Below are 20,248 nucleotides of genomic sequence, written 5' to 3'. Positions count from 1 at the left end.
AAGACGAATGAGCCTTTATACGACAACCGTCTCGGTCGCCAACGTCTGGACCAGTCCGGAAGCACCGCGCCGCATTGACCGGTTGATGCTGGCAAATCCCGTACATGTAAGAAGCTGGCTTGACGCAATGTCCTTCGATGAGCGTCTTGAGCTGTGTACGGCAAACCTTGTTCAAACACAGGTGCTTTTCGGAGAAGATGTGCAGCTTATAAAAGAGCGGGAAGGCTGGGCTTTCGTCATCATTCCCGGGCAGCCGTCTGCAAAAGACGAACGCGGCTACCCGGGCTGGATACCAAAGGAATGCCTGGCCGAAAAAAGCCCGGCGAAGTCTGAGACAAGCGCCGTCATTCAAAAACCGACGGCTTTTCTATATGATGACAAGAAAATGAAAGTTCTTGAGCTGAGCTTTCTCACTAAGCTGCCCGTTTTGTCTTCGGACGGCATTTGGTTTGAGGTTGATACACCGCTCGGACGCAGATGGCTGAAAAAAGAAGATGCGGATATCGAAACACCTGTAAAAGGCAGTGGAGACGACATCGTTCAAACCGGTGAGGCGTTTTTGAACCTGCCCTATCTTTGGGGAGGAATGAGTGGTTTTGGCTACGATTGCTCAGGATTTGTCTTCAATATGCTGAAGGCGAACGGCTGCTCAGCGCCGCGCGATGCCGGCGATCAGGCGAACAGCGGAAAAGAGGTGTCCTTCAGCAGCCCGAAGCGGGGCGATCTACTGTTTTTCGCATATGAAGAAGGCAAAGGGCGGGTTCACCATGTCGGCATTTACTGCGGAAACGGAGAGATGCTGCACTCTCCAAAAACGGGAAAATCGATTGAGGTCATACCTCTTAAAGGCACAATTTATGAAAAAGAGCTGTGTGCCATCAGGCGCTATTTTTAATTAAAACGGGGGGATTGGCATGCAAACCGGCGCTTTATTGAAAGTAAGCCGTCTCAAAATGCACTTTGACGCCGGAAGGGGCAAAACGGTCAAAGCGGTCGACGGCATTTCATTTGATATTAAAGAAGGAGAGACGTTCGGACTCGTCGGAGAATCGGGCTGCGGCAAGTCGACTTCCGGAAGGGTGCTGATGCGCCTTTATCAGCCGACAGAGGGCGAGGTTACATATCGGGGAAAAAACATCCACAATTTGAGCGATGATGAATCATTCCAGTACAACCGCAAAATTCAAATGATTTTTCAAGACCCCTATGCTTCACTAAATCCGAGGCTAACGGTCAGGGAGATTATGACAGAGCCCATGGAAATCCACGGCCTGTACGGAGGGAAAAAGGCGCGTCTTGAAAAAGCGGACGAGCTTCTGGAAGCAGTCGGCCTGCACAAAAGCTTTGCCAATCGCTATCCCCATGAGTTCAGCGGCGGACAGAGGCAAAGAATCGGCATCGCCAGGGCGCTTGCGCTTGAGCCTGAATTTATCGTCGCTGATGAGCCGATATCCGCACTTGATGTCTCCGTCCAGGCGCAAGTCGTCAACCTTTTGAAAAAGCTGCAAAAGGAAAAAGGGCTCACGTTTTTATTTATCGCCCACGATCTTTCCATGGTGAAGCACATCAGCGACCGGATCGGCGTCATGTATCTCGGGCACATGGTCGAGATCACCGACAGCGGCCGGCTTTATCAAGAACCGCTGCATCCTTACACCCAGGCGCTTTTATCGGCTATCCCGATTCCCGATCCGGATGTGGAAGATAAGCGGAAACGAATCATACTGAAAGGCGAGCTGCCAAGTTCGATCGATCCGCCGAGCGGCTGCGTTTTCAGAACGAGATGTCCCGCCGCGACGGACATTTGCACCGCCAAAAAACCGCTCTTAAAAGAAGCCGATGACGGTCATTTTGTCGCCTGCCATCTGTATGACGGCGACGCGAGAAATGAGGAGGACGGCCTGAAGGTGACGCTGCAGGCGAGGTGAATATAGAAAGAAGGAGCCCTTGTTACAGGGCTCCTCAGTTTGCCGGCGACTTTTCAGAATCGCTCAGCCGCTCATGCCAAATGAAACAAGGATCAGGCGCCGCCTTGGTGACATCCGGTAGAAGTACGCTCAATCGGCAATGTACAGCATCTGAAAGACCCGCCGGATTTTATGATCTCGGATAAGTCGATTTCGATGACCGTATAGCCCCTTTTTCTGAGCTCCTGATTCACGTGGCGGTTAACAGGCAGGCTGATCACGGTTTTATTGCCGATGGACAGAACGTTTGTACCGAGTTGGAACTGTTCATCATCCGTAATTTCGATCATCTCATAGCGTTTTTTCAAGACGTCGTATTCTCTTTCTCCTAAGGCTTTTGGATAGACAAGCGCTTCTGTCGGCGAAAGAATGTTGAAGACGCAATCCAGATGAAGGAACGTTTCTTCAAACGGAACCGGTATGACTTCATAAGAGGGAAGCCTGCGCTTCAGTTCTTGGACGGCCGAGAACGTCGTTCTGTGGCTGATACCGGCATATATGGTATTTTGGTCGACGAGGATGTCGCCGCCTTCGATTTGATAGCCTTCATTAAATGTGGCCCAGGAGATCTGTTCTTTTGCCAGCCATTCCTGCAGGACGTTTTCTTCGCCCTGGCGGATGTCGGCTGATAGCTGCGCGGAAAACACAGTGTCTCCGATCGTAAACCCGATATCGCGCGTGAAAACCTGTTCCGGAAATTGGCTTAAAGCAGGCAGAATCACGACTTCAATACCCCGGCTCTCCAATTCTTTTATCAATGTATGATGCTGGCGGACGGCCAGCGTTTTATCGATATTATCTTTTTGAAAATACTTTTGTGTTTCATTGATCACTTCTGCAATCTCCATATATTCCGGTCTGCATAACACCACTTTTTTTAAGACGTCGTATTCGCTTGTACAGCCCGCCCCGCGGTTTTTTTTCGATAATGCTGAGTCCATTTTGATTCCCCCGTCCTCTCTTTAGTCATTTCATTATTCCCTTCCCGCAGCGAGAAATAAACCTTTTAGCCAGAAAATCTGACAGTCAGCCGGATAAAAAAGTTTAGACAAATGAATTCTAATAGTGTTTAATATAGAAAAAATCCACTTTACAAACGCATCTTAGTAGACATCAAAGGAGTAATGGATGATGAATGGACCTGAAAAGAGATACTGCAAAGAATCAAAAGTTGTCAAAACAAGCAGGGTATTTCCGCTTGATACGAACAATCACAACACCTTGTTCGGCGGCAAGCTGATGAGCTATATCGACGATATCGCTTCGATTTCGGCAGCGAGACACTCGAGGTGTGAAACCGTGACAGCTTCCATGGATTCCGTCGATTTTCTCGAACCGATCCGCCAGGAGGATTCAGTCTGCCTTGAATCTTATGTGACATGGGTCGGCAGAACGTCAATGGAGGTATTCGTCAAAGTCATTAAAGAGCATTTGCTGACAGGCGAACGAAAGCTTGCGGCGACATCCTTTTTAACCTTCGTGGCGCTTGATCAGGACGGCAATCCTCAGGCCGTTCCCCAAGTTGTACCGCAGTCTGAAGAAGAAATCATGCTGCACCAGACCGCCCGGCAGCGCGCCGAAGAACGGAAAAACCATCGCAAACACAGCAAAGCACTGGCCCAGGCGCTGGCTGTGGACAAACCTTGGTAAACATACGAACAAAACCCCGGCTCAGCATCAGTTTGCCGGGGTTTTGCTGTGCAATGAATACACAACCCAATATTTGTTCAAAATAAATGACAAAAAACGGAAAGAAGTTTTGGGTGAAATGCTTGAATTTGTATGGACTTTTTTAGCCAAACCTGCTTTAGTGTTCTCTATAGCTTATATTCTTTTTCGAATCGCAGGGAAGAAAGCCGTTTCGCAAATGACGAACTTCGATCTTTTGCTGACATTTGCGATCGGAACGATCATCAGCGAACCGATTCTTACTTCTAAAATCTCAATGTCCATTTATTATGCCCTTTCCTTTCTGATCTTCTATTTGTTGATTGAAAAGCTGTCATTACACAATAAATGGCGCTGGTTTCTTGTCGTCAGCCCGACTGTGCTGATTCGAAACGGCAATATTGATGAAGGGGGATTAAAAAGAGAGCGGCTGACCGTCAATGAACTGCTCGGCAAATTGCGCGAAAAAGGCTATGCCGATCCGAAAGATATCGACATCGCCCTGATTGAAGAATCGGGCCAGATCAGCGTGATTCCCAAATCGGAAGCGAGGCCTGTACAGCCGCGGGACCTCAGCTTGGAGACGAAGCGGAATTTCGTGCCGATTCCGCTTATTTTAGACGGCGAAATCATCGAACACAATTTAAAATACTTGAAAAAAACGAAAGAATGGCTGTTTCAAAAATTAGAGGATCAAGGGATTAAGCAAGCGATGCTGCCAACCATTACGCTCGGCACCCTGAACGAAAAAAATGAGATTATGATTGATAGGGAAGATCCCGGCAGCCCGTTAACTGATGATCCATATCTTTATAAACCGGGGCAAGACCATTAATTTTCGCCGAATAGGCGATTTTTTTATTTTGTGTTATTTCAGAAAAATATTAAGAGTCTGTTCTTTGCTACATCTGTAAAATGAAACGGGTCATATGTCATGAAAGTTGAAAATGGTGTCACAAAAAATAGGAGGAAAATATGTTGTTTTCTGTATTTTTATAGCATATATTAGTTTTTGTGAAAAAATTTTGATGGTAGGTGCAATTGATGAAAAGGTTTTTTAGTGTAATAATTTTGGGCGCCCTGCTGCTGCTCGGCACTTCTGTGCCAATCGAAGCGGCAGACTACGGACGCGACGTCCTCGGCTCAAAAGACGGCTGGGGCGCTTATGGAAAAGGAACGACCGGAGGCGCTGACGCTTCTTCTGATCAGGTATATACGGTCAAAAACCGCAAGCAGCTTGTTGAGGCATTAGGGGGAGACAATAAAAAGAACAGCGAAAATGATACGCCGAAGATCATCTATGTGAAGGGAACAATCAATCTTAGTGTTGATGATGACAACAATCCTTTAGGCTATGAAGATTATAAAGACCCTGAATATTCGATCGAAGCGTATCTCAAAGCTTATGATCCGAAGAAATGGGGGATAAAGGAGCCGTCAGGAAAGCTTGAAGAGGCAAGGCTCCGCTCCAAAGACAATCAGAGGGAGCGTGTCTTGATCAGAGTCGGTTCAAACACGACGATAATCGGGCTCGGAGATGATGCGAAAATCGTCGGCGGAGGCCTTTATGTCAAAAACGCGGAAAACATCATTATCCGCAATATCGAATTCGAAAACGCGTACGATTTCTTCCCTGGCTGGGATCCGACGGATGGGAGCAGCGGAAACTGGAATTCAGAATATGACAACCTGCTGATTGAAATGTCCAAAAATATTTGGATCGACCACTGCTCATTCAATGACGGAGATCAGCCTGATGAGCTGAACGAAACGTATTTCGGGCGTGAATTCCAGCATCACGACGGACTGCTGGATATCAAAAAGCAGTCGGATTTTATTACGGTATCCTACAGCATATTTTCAGGACATTCTAAAAACACGATTATCGGATCAAGCGACAGCTACAAAGCAGACAACGGTCATTTAAGGGTGACATTCCACCACAATCTCTACGAAAATATAAAAGAGCGGGCACCGCGCGTCCGCTACGGAAAAGTGCACATTTACAACAACTATTTTAAAAGCACGAAAGACAGCTACAATTATTCATGGGGTGTAGGCTATTCTTCAAAAATTTATGCTGAGGACAACTACTTCGACCTGCCGGAAGGAACGAAGCCTCAAAAATTGATGAAGGTCTTTAAAGGTGACGCTTTATATGAAAAAGATACGGTCGTAAACAACCAAAAAAGCGTCGCAAAAATCGATGTTGTCAGCACATACAACCAAGCAAACCATACGTCTGTCAAAAAATCGGCCGGCTGGAAGCCGACGCTGTTTGAAAAAATCGACGACGCAGAAGATGTGCCGACAATCGTTGAAGCGCAGGCAGGCGCAGGAAAACTGAAGTAATATACGCAAAGCGGACATGGTGTCCGCTTTTTTTTGTTCGGGTATCTTGCAATACAAAATACCATATGTTATGATTCATCTATCTTGTATTGCAAGATACATAAAAGAGGTGGCTTATGAGTTCAACGCAAATGCTGAAAGGGATTTTAGAAGGATGTCTGCTTGCTGTCATATCCGAAGGGGAGATATACGGCTATGAAATGACAAAGGTGCTTGCAGGATACGGTTTTTCGGATATCAGCGAAGGAAGCATCTATCCGATTCTCCTGCGCATGCAAAAGGAAAAATGGGTGGAGACCGAACTAAAACGGTCGGCGAGCGGCCCGAAGAGAAAATATTACAGACTGACACCCCTTGGCGAAGCGGAGCTTCGATCGTTCATCGGGCGTTGGAAGGCATTATCCGGGAACGTCAATGCGCTGCTCGAAAAAAAACTGAAGGAGAAGTGAAATCGTGCTATCAAAAGACATGCAAAACGTATTGGACGACATGAGATTGTATTTAATGTCTGTAGGAAAAAGCGACAAAGAAATCGAAGGGATCATGAATGAGCTGACAGTTCATGCCTTGGAAGGGGAAAAGGAAGGAAAAACCGTCCGGCAAATTTTTGGGGATTCTCCCAAGTCATATGTTCAAGCACTGTCAAAAGAGCTTTCATCAAGGCCTGGGGAGATCGCCAAGTTGTTCTTTGCCATTTTGATCGGCGCGATATCCTATTTTATATTCAGTGACGCCGTGAACGACAGCCTCAATTATTCGGTCTATGTACTGGCAGGCTATCCGCTTTATATTTTGCTGGCAGCGGCTATGTTACCGCTGTTGGGCCGCGTTTCAGCGTTTAAAGGGAAGAAAACGGCCTTCATGTATACGGTGATGTACACCGCTTTGACGTTTTTTCCGATTTTGGCGATTATTTTTATTGATCGGCAATTCGGGACACCTATTCTTTCGTTTGACGGGGGAAGCCGCTGGCTGATTATGGCTCTGTCGTTTCTCGTGATCGTACTTTTGTCTTTCAGGTTGAAAGCTGCAGCCTTGTCCATATTGCCGCTGCTTTTAGCCGGAACGCATTTTTTGTTTCAGTATATGAAGTGGGATTCAGCTGGAGCTATGATGGCAGAGACTTATATTCCCTACATCGGGCTGCTGCTCGTCATGTTCATTGAGACAAAGCGTGCCAAAAATACGGCTCAATATGAATGAAATACGGAAGAGCATGATATTTTTTAAGGTAAAGACTCTTGCCTTTTGGCGATCACAATGTTTATGATCAGAGCATGAAAGGTGGCCGATATATGGATATGATGTGGGGCTATGTACTCGTCTTTATTTTGGCTGCGATTCCGTGGTTTGAAGTGATCGGTGTCGTGCCGCTAGCGATCGTTGCCGGGCTTAAACCGGTTCCGTCCGCTATTATCGCACTATTCGGAAATCTGTTAACTGTACTGCTGCTTATTTTTTTAATTGACAAAGTGAAGGCGTGGCTTGAAAGAAAACGCGGGGAGCGGGGAACGGAGACCGATAAGCTCTCAAAAAGGAAAAGCAGAGCGAAAAAAATATGGCTGACCTACGGCATCCCTGGCCTTTCTTTCGTCGGACCTTTCTTTATCGGCTCCCACTTAACCGCGTTTATGTGCATGGGCTTCGGGGCCAAGCACAGGCAAACGGCGCTCTGGATGACGGGGAGTCTCACGGTATGGACAGCGGTGTCGGCTGTCGCTGCCTACTACGGTTTCAGTTTCCTCGCTCCTGAAAATGAAGGGCTGCTGAAAAATATCTTTAAACAAGAGGAGTGAAGTTATGCCGTTTTTAAAGGATTTATCTCCAGTTGAAGAGATGGCGCCGACAGTCGGGGTGCTTTTTTCGGCGGTCAATGAAAACATCGAACGGCTGAAATCAATCGTCTCCGGCATCAGCCGGGAGGAGCTGGAATATAAAGGGGAGCATGGCGACAAAAACAGCATCGCCCAGCTGATCTATCATTTAATCAATGTCGATATTCGCTGGGTATACAGGCTGAAGGGAAGCGAATTTCCCAGAGAGCTGGAAGAGAAATACGGGCCGATGACAGATGAAAACGGACGTTTGCCTGAGGTAAAAGGCTTACCCTTATCCGTGTTAATCGAGTGGTATGACGAGGTGCTGGAGATGTTGAAACGCACCGTTAAAGGCTTCTCGGAAACAGACTTGTTGAAGAAGGTTCCGTATGAGGGAGGGTTTTCGACCATCCGCTGGGGAATCTGGCATATGTCTGATCATAACCGCTATCACCAAGCGCATATCCAGGCCTGCTTAGGGGAGTACCGCAAGCAAAACAGTTGATTTTTTCGAATGATTTGGTATGATGCTAATTAGCAAACTTCATAGCGTTAAAGTTTTCTAGGGTTCCGCACATTCGGATGTGGTCTGGTCCGAGAGAAAACACATATGATTTGTTCATATGCACACGGAGGGATAAAAGCCCGGGAGTATCGTTTTCATCGATAACCCGGGTTTTTTCTTTTGCTGAAAATGAATTGGAGGGATTTTGATGAGATGGGGCAGTGTCATACTTGCAGCCTTGTTTGAAATTGGCTGGGTCATGGGGCTGAAACACGCTGATTCGGCTCTTGAATGGATCGGCACGGCGGCGGCCGTCGCGATGAGCTTTTATATACTGGTGAAGGCGGGAGAGAAGCTGCCGGTCGGAACCGTGTATGCCGTATTTACCGGTCTCGGCACAGCGGGAACGGTCGTCTGCGAAATCGTCTTGTTTCATGAGCCGGCAAATATCGCCAAGCTTGCTCTGATCGGTGTTTTGCTATGCGGCGTGATCGGCTTGAAGCTTGTAACAAATGAAGAGAAAGGGGAGGCGTCATAATGGAATGGATCTGCCTCATCGCCGCCGGTATACTGGAAATGCTCGGCGTGACGATGATGAACCAGTTTCATAAAGACAAGCGGCTGAGATGGATCTTATTGTTGATCATCGGTTTTGTCGCTTCGTTTTTCTTGCTATCCCTTGCGATGGAGACGCTGCCGATGGGAACGGCGTATGCAGTTTGGACAGGGATCGGCACGGTTGGAGGTGCGCTTGTCGGCATCCTGTTTTACGGAGAGCCGAAAGACGGAAAACGCATCTTTTTCATCGCGCTCATTTTGGGATCAGCCGTCGGACTGAAACTGATAAGCTAGCGTCCGGCCCGTGCACTTTATGGCAAATGGGCGTCCGTAAATTGATTTTTCAATAAACTCCAGTATAATGAAAAGATAGTTTACGAATTACAAGCAAAGAGGGTTTTACGAAAATGAATGCATATATGAAACAGCAGTTATCGCAATATCAGGAAATCAATAACGATAAGGCCCGCCTTCTGGTCAGCTGTCCGGATCAGCCTGGAATCGTCGCCGCCGTTTCTTCCTTTTTATTTGAAAATGGCGCGAATATTATTGAATCGAGCCAGTATACGACAGACCCTGAAGGAGGCCGGTTCTTTCTGCGGATTGAGTTTGAAGCCGAAGGCATCCGCAAAAAGATCGAACAGATGAAAGCGACATTCGCCACTGTGGCGGAGTCCTTCCAAATGACGTGGAGCATGAATTTGGCGAGCGAGCTGAAACGCGTCGCTATCTTCGTTTCAAAAGAGCTTCACTGCTTGCATGAACTGCTGTGGGAGTGGCAGAGCGGCAATTTGATGGCGGAAATTGCAGCGGTTATCAGCAATCATGAAGATGCAAGAGAAACCGTTGAATCGCTGAATATTCCGTTCCTTTACATGAAAGCGAACAAAGACATCCGTGAGGAAGTGGAAAAACAGCAGCTGAAATGGCTTGAAGAGTACCGTGCGGATGTCATCGTTCTCGCCCGCTACATGCAGATTTTAACGCCTGATTTTGTCTCGGCTCATCCAAACAAAATCATTAATATTCACCACTCATTCCTGCCGGCTTTTATCGGAGCGAATCCGTATAAACGGGCATATGAAAGAGGCGTTAAACTGATCGGAGCAACATCGCATTATGTGACAAACGAATTGGATGAAGGACCGATCATCGAACAGGATATCGAACGGGTCGACCACAGAGACAATGTGGAAGCATTGAAAAACATCGGCCGCACGATTGAGAGAAGCGTTTTGGCAAGAGCGGTCAAATGGCACTTGGAAGACCGGATTATCGTGCATGGAAACAAGACGATCGTCTTTAATTAAATTGTTTGATCTCCCTCTTGACAGAGGCGTTTTTCCTAGGCATAATAATAAAAAATCACGAGCGTTGAAGAGGGCCAGTAAGCAGTTCTTTCTGTGAAAGAGAGTGAAATGGCATGCTGAAACATTTCACCACATGAAACCTGCTGAACCTGCCTCGGAGTCTCAGGGGGAAAACCTGGGCGCATACCCTGGCGTTAAAGGGGAAAGAGGAGTGCGCTTTTTTCTCGCGCATTCAATGAAGGTGGTACCGCGGAAAGCTCTTTTCGTCCTTTTATTTGGACGAAAAGGGCTTTTTTTGTTGGCTTCTGCCAGATCATCTCGGAGGGAAAAAATGTGAAAAAACAACGGATTGTCATTAAAATCGGAAGCAGTTCATTAACCAATTCGAAAGGCAGCATCGATGAGGCGAAGATCAATGACCATGTTCGGGCGATAGCTGCTCTGAAAAAAGAAGGCCACGACGTCATCTTTATTTCGTCCGGCGCTGTCGCTGCGGGATTTTTACAGCTCGGCTATCCCGCGAGGCCTGTCACGCTAAAGGGGAAACAGGCTGCAGCGGCCGTCGGCCAGAGCTTGTTAATGCAGACATACATCAAGCATTTTGCAGACCGCGATATCAAGCCTGCGCAAATTTTATTGACAAGAAACGATTTTGCCAAACGGGAACGGTATCGAAATGCATATGCGACCATTATGGAACTGATTGAACGGGGGCTTGTCCCGATTATTAATGAAAATGATTCGGTATCTGTTGAAGAATTGACGTTTGGGGACAATGACATGCTATCCGCCCTGGTGAGCGGACTGATTCATGCCGACAAACTCATCATTTTAACGGATATTAACGGCCTCTATGATTCGAATCCGAATGAACATCCTGATGCCCGCCGTTTTGATTACATTCCCGAAATTACGGACGAACTTTTGGGCTGCGCCGCATCCGCCGGTTCAAAAGTCGGGACGGGCGGAATGAAGTCGAAGCTTTTGGCGGCAAAAACCGCTCTTTCACTCGGCGTCAATGTTTTCATAGGCGCCGGAGAGGGAGATGATAAGCTGATTCAGATTTTAAAAGGAAACGGGGACGGCACCTATATCGGCCAATCCGACCTGTCTTCCGTCAACAATCATAGACAGTGGATCGCTTTTCACTCTCCTGTCACAGGGAAGATTACCATTGATGAGGGGGCTGAGCTGGCGATTACCGAAAATGGTGGCAGCTTGCTGCCGGCCGGCGTAACAGCAATATCCGGGGATTTTCCGAAAGGGGCGGTTGTCGAAGTTTACGGACCGAACGGCTTGGCCGGAAAAGGCCAAACGCTGTACTCCGCAGCAGAACTTGAAGAGGTGAAAGGGAAACGAAGCGATGAGTTCCATCATGAAGAAGGGATAGAAGTCATCCATCGAAATGATTGGGTAAGTATTAAAGAATAAGGGGATGAAAGAATGAGCGAAGTGATTGAAAAAGCAAAAAAGGCTAAAGTCGCAAAAGAAGAACTGGTTCATCAGCCGACTGCAAAGAAAAATGAGGCGCTTTCCTTCATCGCCGAGGCGCTCCGCTTTAAGCAAGATGAGATATTGGCAGAAAACGAGAAAGATATCGTTCGCGGCAAAGAAAAAGGCTTTTCACCTGCGCTGCTTGACCGACTTGCCTTAACGCCGGAGAGACTGAATGATATGGCAGACGCCGTCATGCTGCTCATCAAGCTTGAAGATCCTGTGGGGGAAACGCTTGAAACGATCCGCAAAGACAACGGGCTTTTCATTGAAAATGTCAGGGTTCCGCTCGGAGTCGTCGGCATGATCTACGAGGCCCGGCCGAATGTAACGGTCGACGCCGCGACCCTCTGTTTGAAAACGGGAAATGCCGTCATCCTGCGGGGCAGTTCATCAGCCATCAACAGCAATCAAGCGCTCGTCCGCGTGATCAGAGAAGCGCTCGAACAATCTGCGCTTCCGGAGGATGCCGTTCAGCTCATTGAAGATACAAGCAGGGAAGCGGCAAAACAGCTGTTCACTTTAAACGACGGCTTGGATGTCCTGATTCCGCGAGGAGGGAAAGACCTCATTGATATGGTGGTGCGGGAATCCACAGTGCCTGTCCTTGAAACAGGCGCGGGAAACTGTCACATATTCATTGATGAATCGGCTCGGTCCGACATGGCCGAGCAGGTTGTAATCAATGCCAAAACGCAGCGTCCTTCTGTCTGCAATGCGATTGAAACGGTGCTTATCCATAAAGACTGGGCGAAGAAGCATACGACAGCGCTGCTTCAAAAGCTTGAAGAAGCAGGCGTTGAAATCAGGGGAGACGAAGCTGTATGTGCGCTGCTGCCATCTGCGGTTCCTGCTCGCGAGACCGACTGGGAAACCGAGTTTCTTGCGCCGGTTGTCAGCATCAAAATTGTCGCCGGAATCGATGAAGCCATCCGGCACATCAGGCAGTACGGCACGCGTCATTCGGAAGCGATTCTGACTGAAAATCAGGAAAACGCCCGGTTTTTCTTAACGTCTGTTGACGCTGCAGCGGTTTACCACAATGCTTCCACGCGTTTTACGGACGGCTTTGAATTCGGCTATGGCGCCGAAATCGGCATCAGCACGCAAAAGCTTCATGCAAGGGGGCCGATGGGCCTTAAAGCGCTGACTTCTTCTAAATATATCATTAAAGGAAACGGGCAAATCCGGATATGAAAGTGAAACATCCTGTCTTGACATGCAGACAGGATGTTTTTTTGTTGCGTTTTCGTATTTAATTTTATAAAATTTAATTGTGCACAATATAAATTAAAGGAGACGATAAATCATGAAACCGATATTTACCTCGCAAGCTACTGCCAAAGGCGGCAGAGACGGACAAGTCACCTCATCTGACCGCGTCCTTGAACTGGAGCTGGCCATGCCGGGAACGCCAAAAGCCAAGAAGAACGAAAATGCCACCAATCCGGAGCAGCTGTTTGCTGCCGGATACGCGGCATGCTTTGACAGTGCATTGCAATTGACCGCCCAAAAAGCGCGTCTTCGAATGGAGACAGAGGTGACGGCAAACATCAGCCTTCTGAAAGATGAAGCAGATGGAGGCTATAAGCTCAGTGTCACGCTGCAAGTAAAAGGAACCGGCGTTGAACAGTCGGAGCTCGAAAAACTCGTTCATCAAGCTCATACCGTTTGTCCGTATTCAAAAGCGATTTCCGGAAATGTTGATGTCAGCCTTGAAGTCATTTCTTAAAAAAAGGCGCCTTCATATCGAAGGCGCCTTTTTGCTGACTTTACAGCGCATCTGTTTTTTTCGTCAATGAAGCCAGAAGGGATTCAAGCGTTTGTTTCAAGTTCTTCAGTTCGCCAGCCGACAGATCGGTCTGGGCGATCATGTGTTGCGGAATGCTGCTCGCTTTTTCCTGAAGTGCCTGGCCGCCTGCTGTCAGTCTGACGACCACAGACCGTTCATCTTCAGGTGACCGCTCCCTTGTTAAAAGCCCGTGCTGCTCCATCCTCTTCAGCATCGGCGTCAGTGTGCCGGAATCAAGATAAAGGAGCTTGCCCATTGTTTTGACGTTTAATTCCCCGTGCTCCCATAATAAAAGGAGTGCGAGGTACTGCGGATACGTAATATTGAGTTTATCAAGCAGCGGCTTGTAAAGCTTCGTCATTTCACGCGAACTGGCATAAAGGAGAAAACAAAGCTGTCTGTCAAGCCTCATATGTTCAAATTCGTTTGTCATCGTTTCACCAACTCTTTTTTATGTTCCTTTTTATTGTATAAGATTTTTCGTTTTTTTCCCATTGTTCTTCAGAAAACCCGAAAAAACAAAAACGGATGTTTAAAAAACTCATTTTGTGAAATATAAAGAGTAGAGGAAAAAAACGTAAGGAGGAATCAGGATGACTGCATTATTTACAGCAAAAGTCACGGCAAAAGGCGGAAGATCAGGACATGTCACATCAGATGACGGGGTTTTGGATCACAACATTGTCATGCCAAATGAAAAAAAAGAAGGCGAATCAGGGACAAATCCTGAACAGCTCTTTGCGGCGGGATACGCGGCGTGCTTCGGCGGCGCATTGGAGCATGTCGCAAAACAAAAAGGCATTAACATCGATTCTGAGGTTGAGGGCCATGTGAGCTTGCTGAAGGATGAGAGTGACGGCGGTTTTAAAATCGGCGTCAAGCTGATCGTCACCTCAGGCGGGGTAGACAAAGAAAAAGCGAAAGAGCTGGTCGAAGCCGCTCATGACTTTTGCCCTTATTCAAAAGCGACGAGAGGAAATATCGACGTCAGCCTTGAAGTAAAATAAACAAACGGGAAAGATGAAAACGAGAAAGCAAACAAAGCTTGTTTGCTTTCTTTTTTAGAAAGGAGCAGCAAATGGCATATCTTAAAAAAGCGCTTGTATTCGCCGTGCTCTCTGCCGCCTTCGTCCTTGCAGGATGCGGAACCGGAGCGAAGGAGAACAACGGAAATCAACCCTCGGCTGATACGGCCAAACAGAAAGCGCCTGATTTGAAAACATATTCTCTTGACAAAAATATCCGGTCTGAAGAAGATTTTGATTTGATAGGCAAGTATGTTCATGCCGAAGACGACCAAATCACGCTCGAAATAAAGGATAAGGAACTGATTGTCCCGAAAAGCAGCCGTTTTCACAGCGAAGAAGACCATGATGACTTAATCGGGAAGCTTGTGAAGGTAGAGGTGGACGGAAAAACGCAAGAAGCCGAAGAAGCTGAGCTCATGCCGCAGTCAAAAGCCGACCAAAACGGCGTATATGAACAGGAGAATGACGGCAGCCGAAAAATCATTGCCGCGTTTGTCAGCGAATCGGAACAAAACATTACAATCAAAACAAAAGCTGGGGAAAAAACTTATCAGAAAACAGCCGATTTTGAGAGGGATGTCGCCGAAGCACCTGAAAAACTGAAAGGGAAAATCGTCAGGCTTGAAATTGAAAAGGATGGAAAGGCGGAAAGCCTTGATTTGGAATCTGAAGATCAAAAGCTTGAATGGTATGAGCCGTCAGCTTCAAAATGAAAAAGCTTCCTTCATCAGGAAGCTTTCTTTATTTTAATATTCCACTTTTTGATCGGTCGTTTCCCACGTGAGAAAGGGTTCAAGCTTTGCTTGAAGGTCCATTTTATAAAAAGGAATTGTCCGTTCGCTTTGCGTTTTTGTGATTTCTTCATAAATAAAAGAATCGTCAAAACCGGCCGATGCGGCATCTGAATGCTGAGCGGCGAAGTAAACTTCCTTCGGTCTCGCCCAGTAGATGGCTCCCAGGCACATTGGGCACGGTTCACAGCTTGTATAAAGAATGCAGTCGTTCAGCTGATAATCGCCAAGTGCTTCACAGGCGAGCCGAATAGCCGTTACCTCAGCATGCGCGGTCGGATCATTGCTTGTTGTGACATTGTTTTTTCCCTCGGCAATAATTTGGCCGTCTTTGACAATCACAGCGCCAAAAGGTCCGCCCGTGCCGCTTTTCACGCTCTCCACTGCAAGGTCGATTGCGCGCTGCAAAAATGCTTCATGATTCATTTCTGTATCCTCCTTGGTTGTCCTGCCTTCTTATTATAGCTGATGAATCTTGTAAAATAAACGCGCATCAGAATATTCAGTATGTTTGATTTCGAACGGACCATCGCATACAATGAATGCTAGAATGATGAACGGAGGATGATGTTTTGCTTACATTGTATATTGCAAGACACGGTCAGACGGAATGGAATATTGAAAAAAGAATGCAAGGCTGGGAAGACTCCAATTTAACGGCTTTGGGGCTGGCAAATGCAAACGCCCTCGGCGAACGGCTGAAAGATGTTCAATTCCAAGCCGCATATTCCAGTCCAAGCGGCCGGGCTGTTGATTCTGCGCGGGCTATGCTGCAGAACCGCAGTGTTCCCTTTATAACAGACGACAGATTAAAAGAAATATCGATCGGCCGCTGGGAAGGAAAAACGTATGATGAGATCAAAAAAAGCGATCCTGACTTGCTGGAAGCGTATTTTAATGCGCCTGAAACATACATGCCTGATGAAGGGGAGAGCTTTTACGATTTTGAAAGACGGGTCAGCCGGGTGTATGAATTCATTCTCCGCCGCCATCGGGAAGGCAATGTCCTCATTGTCAGCCATTCCGTGTTTATTTTGATGCTTTTGAATCTGTTAAAAAAGAGGCCGGTCAGTGAACTATGGAACTCCAGCTATGTTCATGACACAGCTCTTGCAGTTGTAGCAGTTTCTGATGATGGAAGGGTCACAATCGAAAGAGAAGGAGACGGGGAACATAGAGTAGAAGCAAAGAATGCCACCTGGTAGGCATGCCAAAAAGCCTGATTTCAACAATCAGGCTTTTAGCGTGTCGACAAACCCTTGCAGGCCTGCAAAGGCGGTGCTCACAGGATCGGCGGCAAACCATCCAGGCGTCCTACCTGAACGCCGCTGTCATCATATCCTGTGAAAGTCCGCTCCGAGCCTCTTAGCCGGAATACATTTTGGCACTGAAGCTGTGGAGCGTGGCAGCGGAAATCGTTTTGTTTTTTGAAAGACAAACGGTTTTGACATCTGCCGCATCTGCTTCCGCTTTTTTTCCGAAAAGGAAGACCGTAAGAGAAAGAGGGCCTTTTGCGATTTGCTGATACGCCAGAAGGCAAAGGTTGTCGGCGATTGTGCGGCTGATCATGCGGCGTGCTGACCACAGCTGCTGCTGTCCTTCTTCATCTAACTGAATATATGCTGCGGCTCGTTTTTTCGTAAAGAGTCCTGACAGGCCGTTTTGTTTGATCTGCTTCATGAGAGCGAGCGGTTCAGACAGCGGGGGCGCGGTCAGTCTGTAGCTGTCAGGGGAACATTTGGCCGCAGCCAAAAAAGACATGATCGGCAGGTAGCCTGCCAGACGCCCGCCGCTCTGGAAGAGCTTCTCTGCAAGCATTTGATCGGTCTTTTTCATGCGGATTTCTGTAAAGTGCAGAAGATGCTGCAAATCATCGAGCGTGTGTAAAAATCCATTGAGTTCATGTTCCATTTCGGATTGCGCCTGATCGATCCCGTATGTCCTTGCTGTTTTCACGCTGGAGAAAAGAACATGAAAATGGCGGTTCAAAAGGTTTATTAAATCGCTGATTCGCTGGTGGGAATAGCGAAATTGGCGGGCGAGCGCGTGCAGATCATTGATGTTCAGCCGGATCGTCATGTCAGCTCCTCGGCTTTCAGCTGAAGCCGCTCAATTTCTTCGGACGCCTGCTCCTTAATGGCCCTCAGCCTGTCATACACGCGCGATTCCGCCCGGTCAAGATCGTCCAAAAGTGCGTCATACATTTCGCGCGCCTGTCCGCGCCATCCGTTGATATACATTTGGTGTGCTTTTAAAATAGAAGAACTTTCCTGCCTCAGCTCATCAATGGCGGCAGTCACTTCTTTTACGTATAGCTGAAGAGAGTGAATGTCTTCCTGATATATTTTTCGTTTGATTTTTCGTTCTAACGCTATTCCATCGTCAATCACTACATATTTTCCTTCCCTTCCATCATCTACTACAAATATGTTAAAAGAAAAGGATACGGAAGGAAATCGTACGAATGAATCAAAAGTCTTAATGATTTTTGGGCGGTCATACCTTATATAACGGTTCTTTAGGCCTAAAAAGGGCTGAGGACATGAAAAGAGCCGCCCGTGTGAACAGGCAGCGTTTGTGTTGGATTTTTTTTGGAATTAAACAGTCTGAGCGAGTTTGCCTCTTGCTTGTTTGGCTGCTTCAACCATATGTTTAAGCGCTGCGATCGTTTCTTCAGGCTGTCTCGTTTTTAAACCGCAGTCAGGGTTTACCCAGAAGCGGTCAGCCGGGCAGACTTTCAGCGCATCTTCTATAATCGTGAGCATTTCATCGCTGGAAGGGACGCGGGGACTGTGAATATCATAGACGCCAAGCCCGAGTCCTTTCAGGTAAGGATGCTGTTCCAGATAATCAAGGAATCCGCCGTGGCTTCTGCTGTGCTCGATCGTAATGACGTCTGCGTCAAGATCTTCGATCGTGTCTACAATATCTTCAAAGTTGCTGTAGCACATATGCGTATGGATTTGCGTCGTATCTTCTACTGATGAAGTGGACAGTCTGAACGCTTCGGCAGCCCATTTAAGGTACTCGTCCCAATCCCGTTCTTTAAGCGGCAGGCCTTCTCTCAAGGCGGGTTCATCGACCTGGATGATTTGAATGCCTGCTTTTTCGAGCGCTTCAACCTCTTTGCGGAGAGCTTGGGCGATTTGGAAGGCAATCTCTTTTCTCGGCAGATCATAGCGGGCAAAGGACCAGTTTAAAATCGTAACAGGACCTGTCAGCATGCCCTTGACTTTCTTCGAGGTCAAGGATTGGGCGTAAACTGTTTCTTTTACCGTCATCGGCTCTTTAAACTCGACATCTCCGTAGATGACCGGCGGACGGACGCAGCGGGAACCGTATGACTGAACCCAGGCGTATTTGGTAAAGGCGAATCCTCCGAGCTTTTCACCGAAATATTCAACCATGTCTGTCCGTTCGAATTCTCCGTGAACGAGAACGTCAAGTCCGAGGTCTTCCTGAATGTCAATCCATTTCTTTGTTTCTTTCTGAATAAATACTTCATACTGCTCGTCAGACCATTCTTTTTTCCGCCATTTTTGCCGCGCGCTCCGCACTTCCGCCGTCTGCGGGAAGCTGCCGATCGTCGTTGTCGGCAATAGAGGAAGTCCGAGAGATTCATTTTGGATCCGCAGTCTTTCTTCAAAAGCTGTCGAGCGTTTAAAGTCTTCCTCGGTCAGCTTGTCTATTTCTTCGGCAAAGGCCGAATTTGTCGCTGCACCGTATTGTTTGAGAGCTTGAAGGTGCCCGTGAGCTTCATCGATTTCCGTTTGGATGGCCGCTTTTCCGGAAACAAGTCCGTTCTTCAGCAGTGTAAGCTCCAGAAGCTTTTCTTTTGCAAAAGATAAACCGTTCAAGAGATCATCGGCAAGCTGCTCGTCCGGGTGTTTTGCGACAGGGACGTGAAGCAGGCTGTTTGAAGGCTGAATCCAGACTTCGTCAACACCCGCACTCTGGATCAGCTCAAGCGTCAGGTCCAGGCGTTCTTCGAGATTGGCTTTCCAAATGTTGCGCCCGTCTAAAATACCGGCGGCAAGGACTTTGCCTTTAGGAAAACCGTGCGCTTTTAAATGCTCGAAGTTTTTCCCTTTATCATGAACAAAATCAAGACCAATCCCGGCGACAGGAAACGATATCAGCTCTTCATAAGCGTCAACCGAATCAAAGTAGGTTTGCAGAAGGATATTCACTCCAGGGACTTCCTCTGTAATCGTCTGATAGATTTCTTTGACTGCAGCCGCTTCTTCATGTGAAGCCGTCACTAGAGCAGGCTCGTCGATTTGCACCCATTTGCCGCCTTCCTGCTCAAGCTCTTTCAGAACTTGGATGTAAAGAGGCGTCATTTGGCTATAAATATCTTTGATATCTTGTTGTTCATAGCCTTTTGCAAGGGCTACGAAAGTGTAAAGGCCGAGTATGACGGGCTTCGTTTCTGTTCCCAATGCTGCTTTTGCTCTTTTATAATCTTCAAGCGGTTTGTTTCTCGTCACGCGGTATTGTGCGCCTTTTTCAAATTCAGGCACAATATAATGGTAGTTTGTGTTAAACCATTTTGTCATTTCACACGATACAGCATCTTTCGTGCCTCTCGCCATTGCGAAATAAGTATCTAACGGATCATGTACATCCTTGAATCTTTTTGGAATCCAGTTGAACATCACCGCCGTGTCAAGAACGTGGTCGTACAGGGTAAAGTCGGAAACCGGTATGATATCGATTTGCTGATCAAGCTGGGTCTGGAGGGCTGCTAAAAATTGTTCGTCCATTTCTTTTAAAAAGGTCTCACGGTCTGTGTTTCCTTTCCAATAAGCCTCAAGCGATTTTTTCCATTCTCTGTTCAAGCCGATTCTTGGAAATCCCAAGCTACTCGTTTTTACATTTGTCATTCTGGTCTCCTCCTTTTAGTGTTCAATAAAAAAAGACACTCACACTTCGGACAATGAGAAGGTGAATGCCTGAAAACAGC

General features: G+C 47.2%; 24 protein-coding genes, 1 riboswitch and 1 other annotated feature. Of the genes, 18 read left to right on the top strand and 6 right to left on the bottom strand.

All coding sequences use genetic code 11. From position 1 onward, the window contains the following. Window positions 1-7 precede the first annotated feature (7 nt). Both M1D90_RS14585 and M1D90_RS14580 read left to right on the top strand, forming a co-directional pair. Complete coding sequence (locus tag M1D90_RS14585; protein WP_059231328.1) at window positions 8-895, top strand: C40 family peptidase; 888 nt, start codon at window positions 8-10, stop codon at window positions 893-895. 19 nt (window positions 896-914) lie between these two features. Next, entirely contained in the window at window positions 915-1,928 is a 1,014-nt protein-coding gene (locus M1D90_RS14580; RefSeq protein ID WP_456282841.1) for an ABC transporter ATP-binding protein, read from the top strand. 92 nt (window positions 1,929-2,020) lie between these two features. Here the strand turns inward: M1D90_RS14580 and M1D90_RS14575 are convergent, their stop codons facing one another. Next, a complete protein-coding gene (locus tag M1D90_RS14575; protein WP_003180960.1) occupies window positions 2,021-2,908 on the bottom strand; it encodes a dimethylarginine dimethylaminohydrolase family protein in 888 nt (295 codons plus the stop codon). Window positions 2,909-3,098: 190 nt separating this feature from the next. Here M1D90_RS14575 and M1D90_RS14570 point away from each other — a divergent pair, with 190 nt between their 5' ends. The 13 genes from M1D90_RS14570 to M1D90_RS14510 all read left to right on the top strand — a co-directional run bounded on the left by M1D90_RS14570 (window position 3,099) and on the right by M1D90_RS14510 (window position 13,403). Further along, window positions 3,099-3,617, top strand: coding sequence for an acyl-CoA thioesterase (locus tag M1D90_RS14570; RefSeq protein ID WP_023856769.1), 519 nt, complete (start codon window positions 3,099-3,101; stop codon window positions 3,615-3,617). A gap of 118 nt (window positions 3,618-3,735) precedes the next feature. Then, a complete protein-coding gene (locus tag M1D90_RS14565; protein WP_026579830.1) occupies window positions 3,736-4,470 on the top strand; it encodes a DUF421 domain-containing protein in 735 nt (244 codons plus the stop codon). A 209-nt stretch (window positions 4,471-4,679) separates the two neighbouring features. After that, window positions 4,680-5,987 (top strand): pectate lyase family protein, encoded by a 1,308-nt coding sequence (locus M1D90_RS14560; RefSeq protein ID WP_456282840.1) that lies wholly within the window; start codon window positions 4,680-4,682, stop codon window positions 5,985-5,987. A 116-nt stretch (window positions 5,988-6,103) separates the two neighbouring features. Continuing rightward, window positions 6,104-6,436: a PadR family transcriptional regulator gene (locus tag M1D90_RS14555; protein ID WP_020451091.1), complete on the top strand. Its 333-nt coding sequence runs from the start codon at window positions 6,104-6,106 to the stop codon at window positions 6,434-6,436. Window positions 6,437-6,440: 4 nt separating this feature from the next. Then, window positions 6,441-7,190 (top strand): DUF1129 domain-containing protein, encoded by a 750-nt coding sequence (locus M1D90_RS14550; protein ID WP_101560775.1) that lies wholly within the window; start codon window positions 6,441-6,443, stop codon window positions 7,188-7,190. 92 nt (window positions 7,191-7,282) lie between these two features. Continuing rightward, window positions 7,283-7,783, top strand: a complete 501-nt coding sequence (locus M1D90_RS14545; protein WP_020451093.1) for a small multi-drug export protein — start codon at window positions 7,283-7,285, stop codon at window positions 7,781-7,783. Window positions 7,784-7,787: 4 nt separating this feature from the next. After that, window positions 7,788-8,309 carry a DinB family protein gene (locus M1D90_RS14540; RefSeq protein WP_020451094.1) on the top strand — a complete coding sequence of 174 codons (522 nt, stop codon included), beginning with the start codon at window positions 7,788-7,790 and terminating at the stop codon, window positions 8,307-8,309. Window positions 8,310-8,355: 46 nt separating this feature from the next. Next, window positions 8,356-8,458, top strand: a riboswitch (guanidine-I (ykkC/yxkD leader). A 59-nt stretch (window positions 8,459-8,517) separates the two neighbouring features. Next, window positions 8,518-8,847 (top strand): DMT family transporter, encoded by a 330-nt coding sequence (locus tag M1D90_RS14535; protein ID WP_020451095.1) that lies wholly within the window; start codon window positions 8,518-8,520, stop codon window positions 8,845-8,847. Further along, window positions 8,847-9,161: a DMT family transporter gene (locus tag M1D90_RS14530; protein WP_101560776.1), complete on the top strand. Its 315-nt coding sequence runs from the start codon at window positions 8,847-8,849 to the stop codon at window positions 9,159-9,161. The genes M1D90_RS14535 and M1D90_RS14530 overlap by 1 nt, the downstream gene beginning before the upstream one ends. 113 nt (window positions 9,162-9,274) lie before the next feature. Next, the gene (gene purU, locus M1D90_RS14525; protein ID WP_020451097.1) at window positions 9,275-10,177 is read left to right on the top strand and encodes a formyltetrahydrofolate deformylase; all 903 of its coding nucleotides are present in this window, start codon (window positions 9,275-9,277) and stop codon (window positions 10,175-10,177) included. Between the two features lie 55 nt (window positions 10,178-10,232). Further along, window positions 10,233-10,451, top strand: a binding site (T-box leader). A gap of 59 nt (window positions 10,452-10,510) precedes the next feature. Next, window positions 10,511-11,608 (top strand): glutamate 5-kinase, encoded by a 1,098-nt coding sequence (proB, locus tag M1D90_RS14520; RefSeq protein WP_026579826.1) that lies wholly within the window; start codon window positions 10,511-10,513, stop codon window positions 11,606-11,608. A gap of 12 nt (window positions 11,609-11,620) precedes the next feature. Beyond that, window positions 11,621-12,868 carry a glutamate-5-semialdehyde dehydrogenase gene (locus M1D90_RS14515; protein ID WP_149169424.1) on the top strand — a complete coding sequence of 416 codons (1,248 nt, stop codon included), beginning with the start codon at window positions 11,621-11,623 and terminating at the stop codon, window positions 12,866-12,868. Between the two features lie 112 nt (window positions 12,869-12,980). Beyond that, window positions 12,981-13,403 (top strand): organic hydroperoxide resistance protein, encoded by a 423-nt coding sequence (locus M1D90_RS14510; RefSeq protein ID WP_396279119.1) that lies wholly within the window; start codon window positions 12,981-12,983, stop codon window positions 13,401-13,403. Between the two features lie 40 nt (window positions 13,404-13,443). Here the strand turns inward: M1D90_RS14510 and M1D90_RS14505 are convergent, their stop codons facing one another. Next, the gene (locus tag M1D90_RS14505) at window positions 13,444-13,896 is read right to left on the bottom strand and encodes a MarR family winged helix-turn-helix transcriptional regulator (RefSeq protein WP_020451102.1); all 453 of its coding nucleotides are present in this window, start codon (window positions 13,894-13,896) and stop codon (window positions 13,444-13,446) included. Between the two features lie 160 nt (window positions 13,897-14,056). On the opposite strand from M1D90_RS14505, the gene M1D90_RS14500 reads away from it, so the two are divergent. Further along, window positions 14,057-14,470 carry an organic hydroperoxide resistance protein gene (locus M1D90_RS14500; protein ID WP_020451103.1) on the top strand — a complete coding sequence of 138 codons (414 nt, stop codon included), beginning with the start codon at window positions 14,057-14,059 and terminating at the stop codon, window positions 14,468-14,470. Between the two features lie 71 nt (window positions 14,471-14,541). After that, the gene (locus M1D90_RS14495) at window positions 14,542-15,204 is read left to right on the top strand and encodes a hypothetical protein (RefSeq protein ID WP_020451104.1); all 663 of its coding nucleotides are present in this window, start codon (window positions 14,542-14,544) and stop codon (window positions 15,202-15,204) included. Between the two features lie 33 nt (window positions 15,205-15,237). Here M1D90_RS14495 and M1D90_RS14490 read toward each other — a convergent pair whose 3' ends face one another. After that, the gene (locus M1D90_RS14490; protein WP_023856775.1) at window positions 15,238-15,708 is read right to left on the bottom strand and encodes a nucleoside deaminase; all 471 of its coding nucleotides are present in this window, start codon (window positions 15,706-15,708) and stop codon (window positions 15,238-15,240) included. A gap of 146 nt (window positions 15,709-15,854) precedes the next feature. Here M1D90_RS14490 and M1D90_RS14485 point away from each other — a divergent pair, with 146 nt between their 5' ends. Beyond that, window positions 15,855-16,487, top strand: coding sequence for a histidine phosphatase family protein (locus M1D90_RS14485; protein ID WP_456282839.1), 633 nt, complete (start codon window positions 15,855-15,857; stop codon window positions 16,485-16,487). A gap of 160 nt (window positions 16,488-16,647) precedes the next feature. Here M1D90_RS14485 and M1D90_RS14480 read toward each other — a convergent pair whose 3' ends face one another. The 3 genes from M1D90_RS14480 to metE all read right to left on the bottom strand — a co-directional run bounded on the left by M1D90_RS14480 (window position 16,648) and on the right by metE (window position 20,168). After that, the gene (locus M1D90_RS14480) at window positions 16,648-17,361 is read right to left on the bottom strand and encodes a hypothetical protein (protein WP_026579821.1); all 714 of its coding nucleotides are present in this window, start codon (window positions 17,359-17,361) and stop codon (window positions 16,648-16,650) included. After that, window positions 17,358-17,672 carry a hypothetical protein gene (locus M1D90_RS14475; RefSeq protein WP_020451108.1) on the bottom strand — a complete coding sequence of 105 codons (315 nt, stop codon included), beginning with the start codon at window positions 17,670-17,672 and terminating at the stop codon, window positions 17,358-17,360. Before M1D90_RS14475 ends, M1D90_RS14480 begins: the two co-directional genes overlap by 4 nt. Window positions 17,673-17,879: 207 nt before the next feature. Next, a complete protein-coding gene (gene metE / locus M1D90_RS14470; protein WP_145654213.1) occupies window positions 17,880-20,168 on the bottom strand; it encodes a 5-methyltetrahydropteroyltriglutamate--homocysteine S-methyltransferase in 2,289 nt (762 codons plus the stop codon). Between the last annotated feature and the right edge of the window lie 80 nt (window positions 20,169-20,248).

It is taken from the genome of Bacillus sp. JZ34 (assembly GCF_053903205.1).
This window is presented reverse-complemented; position numbering and strand designations above follow the sequence as displayed.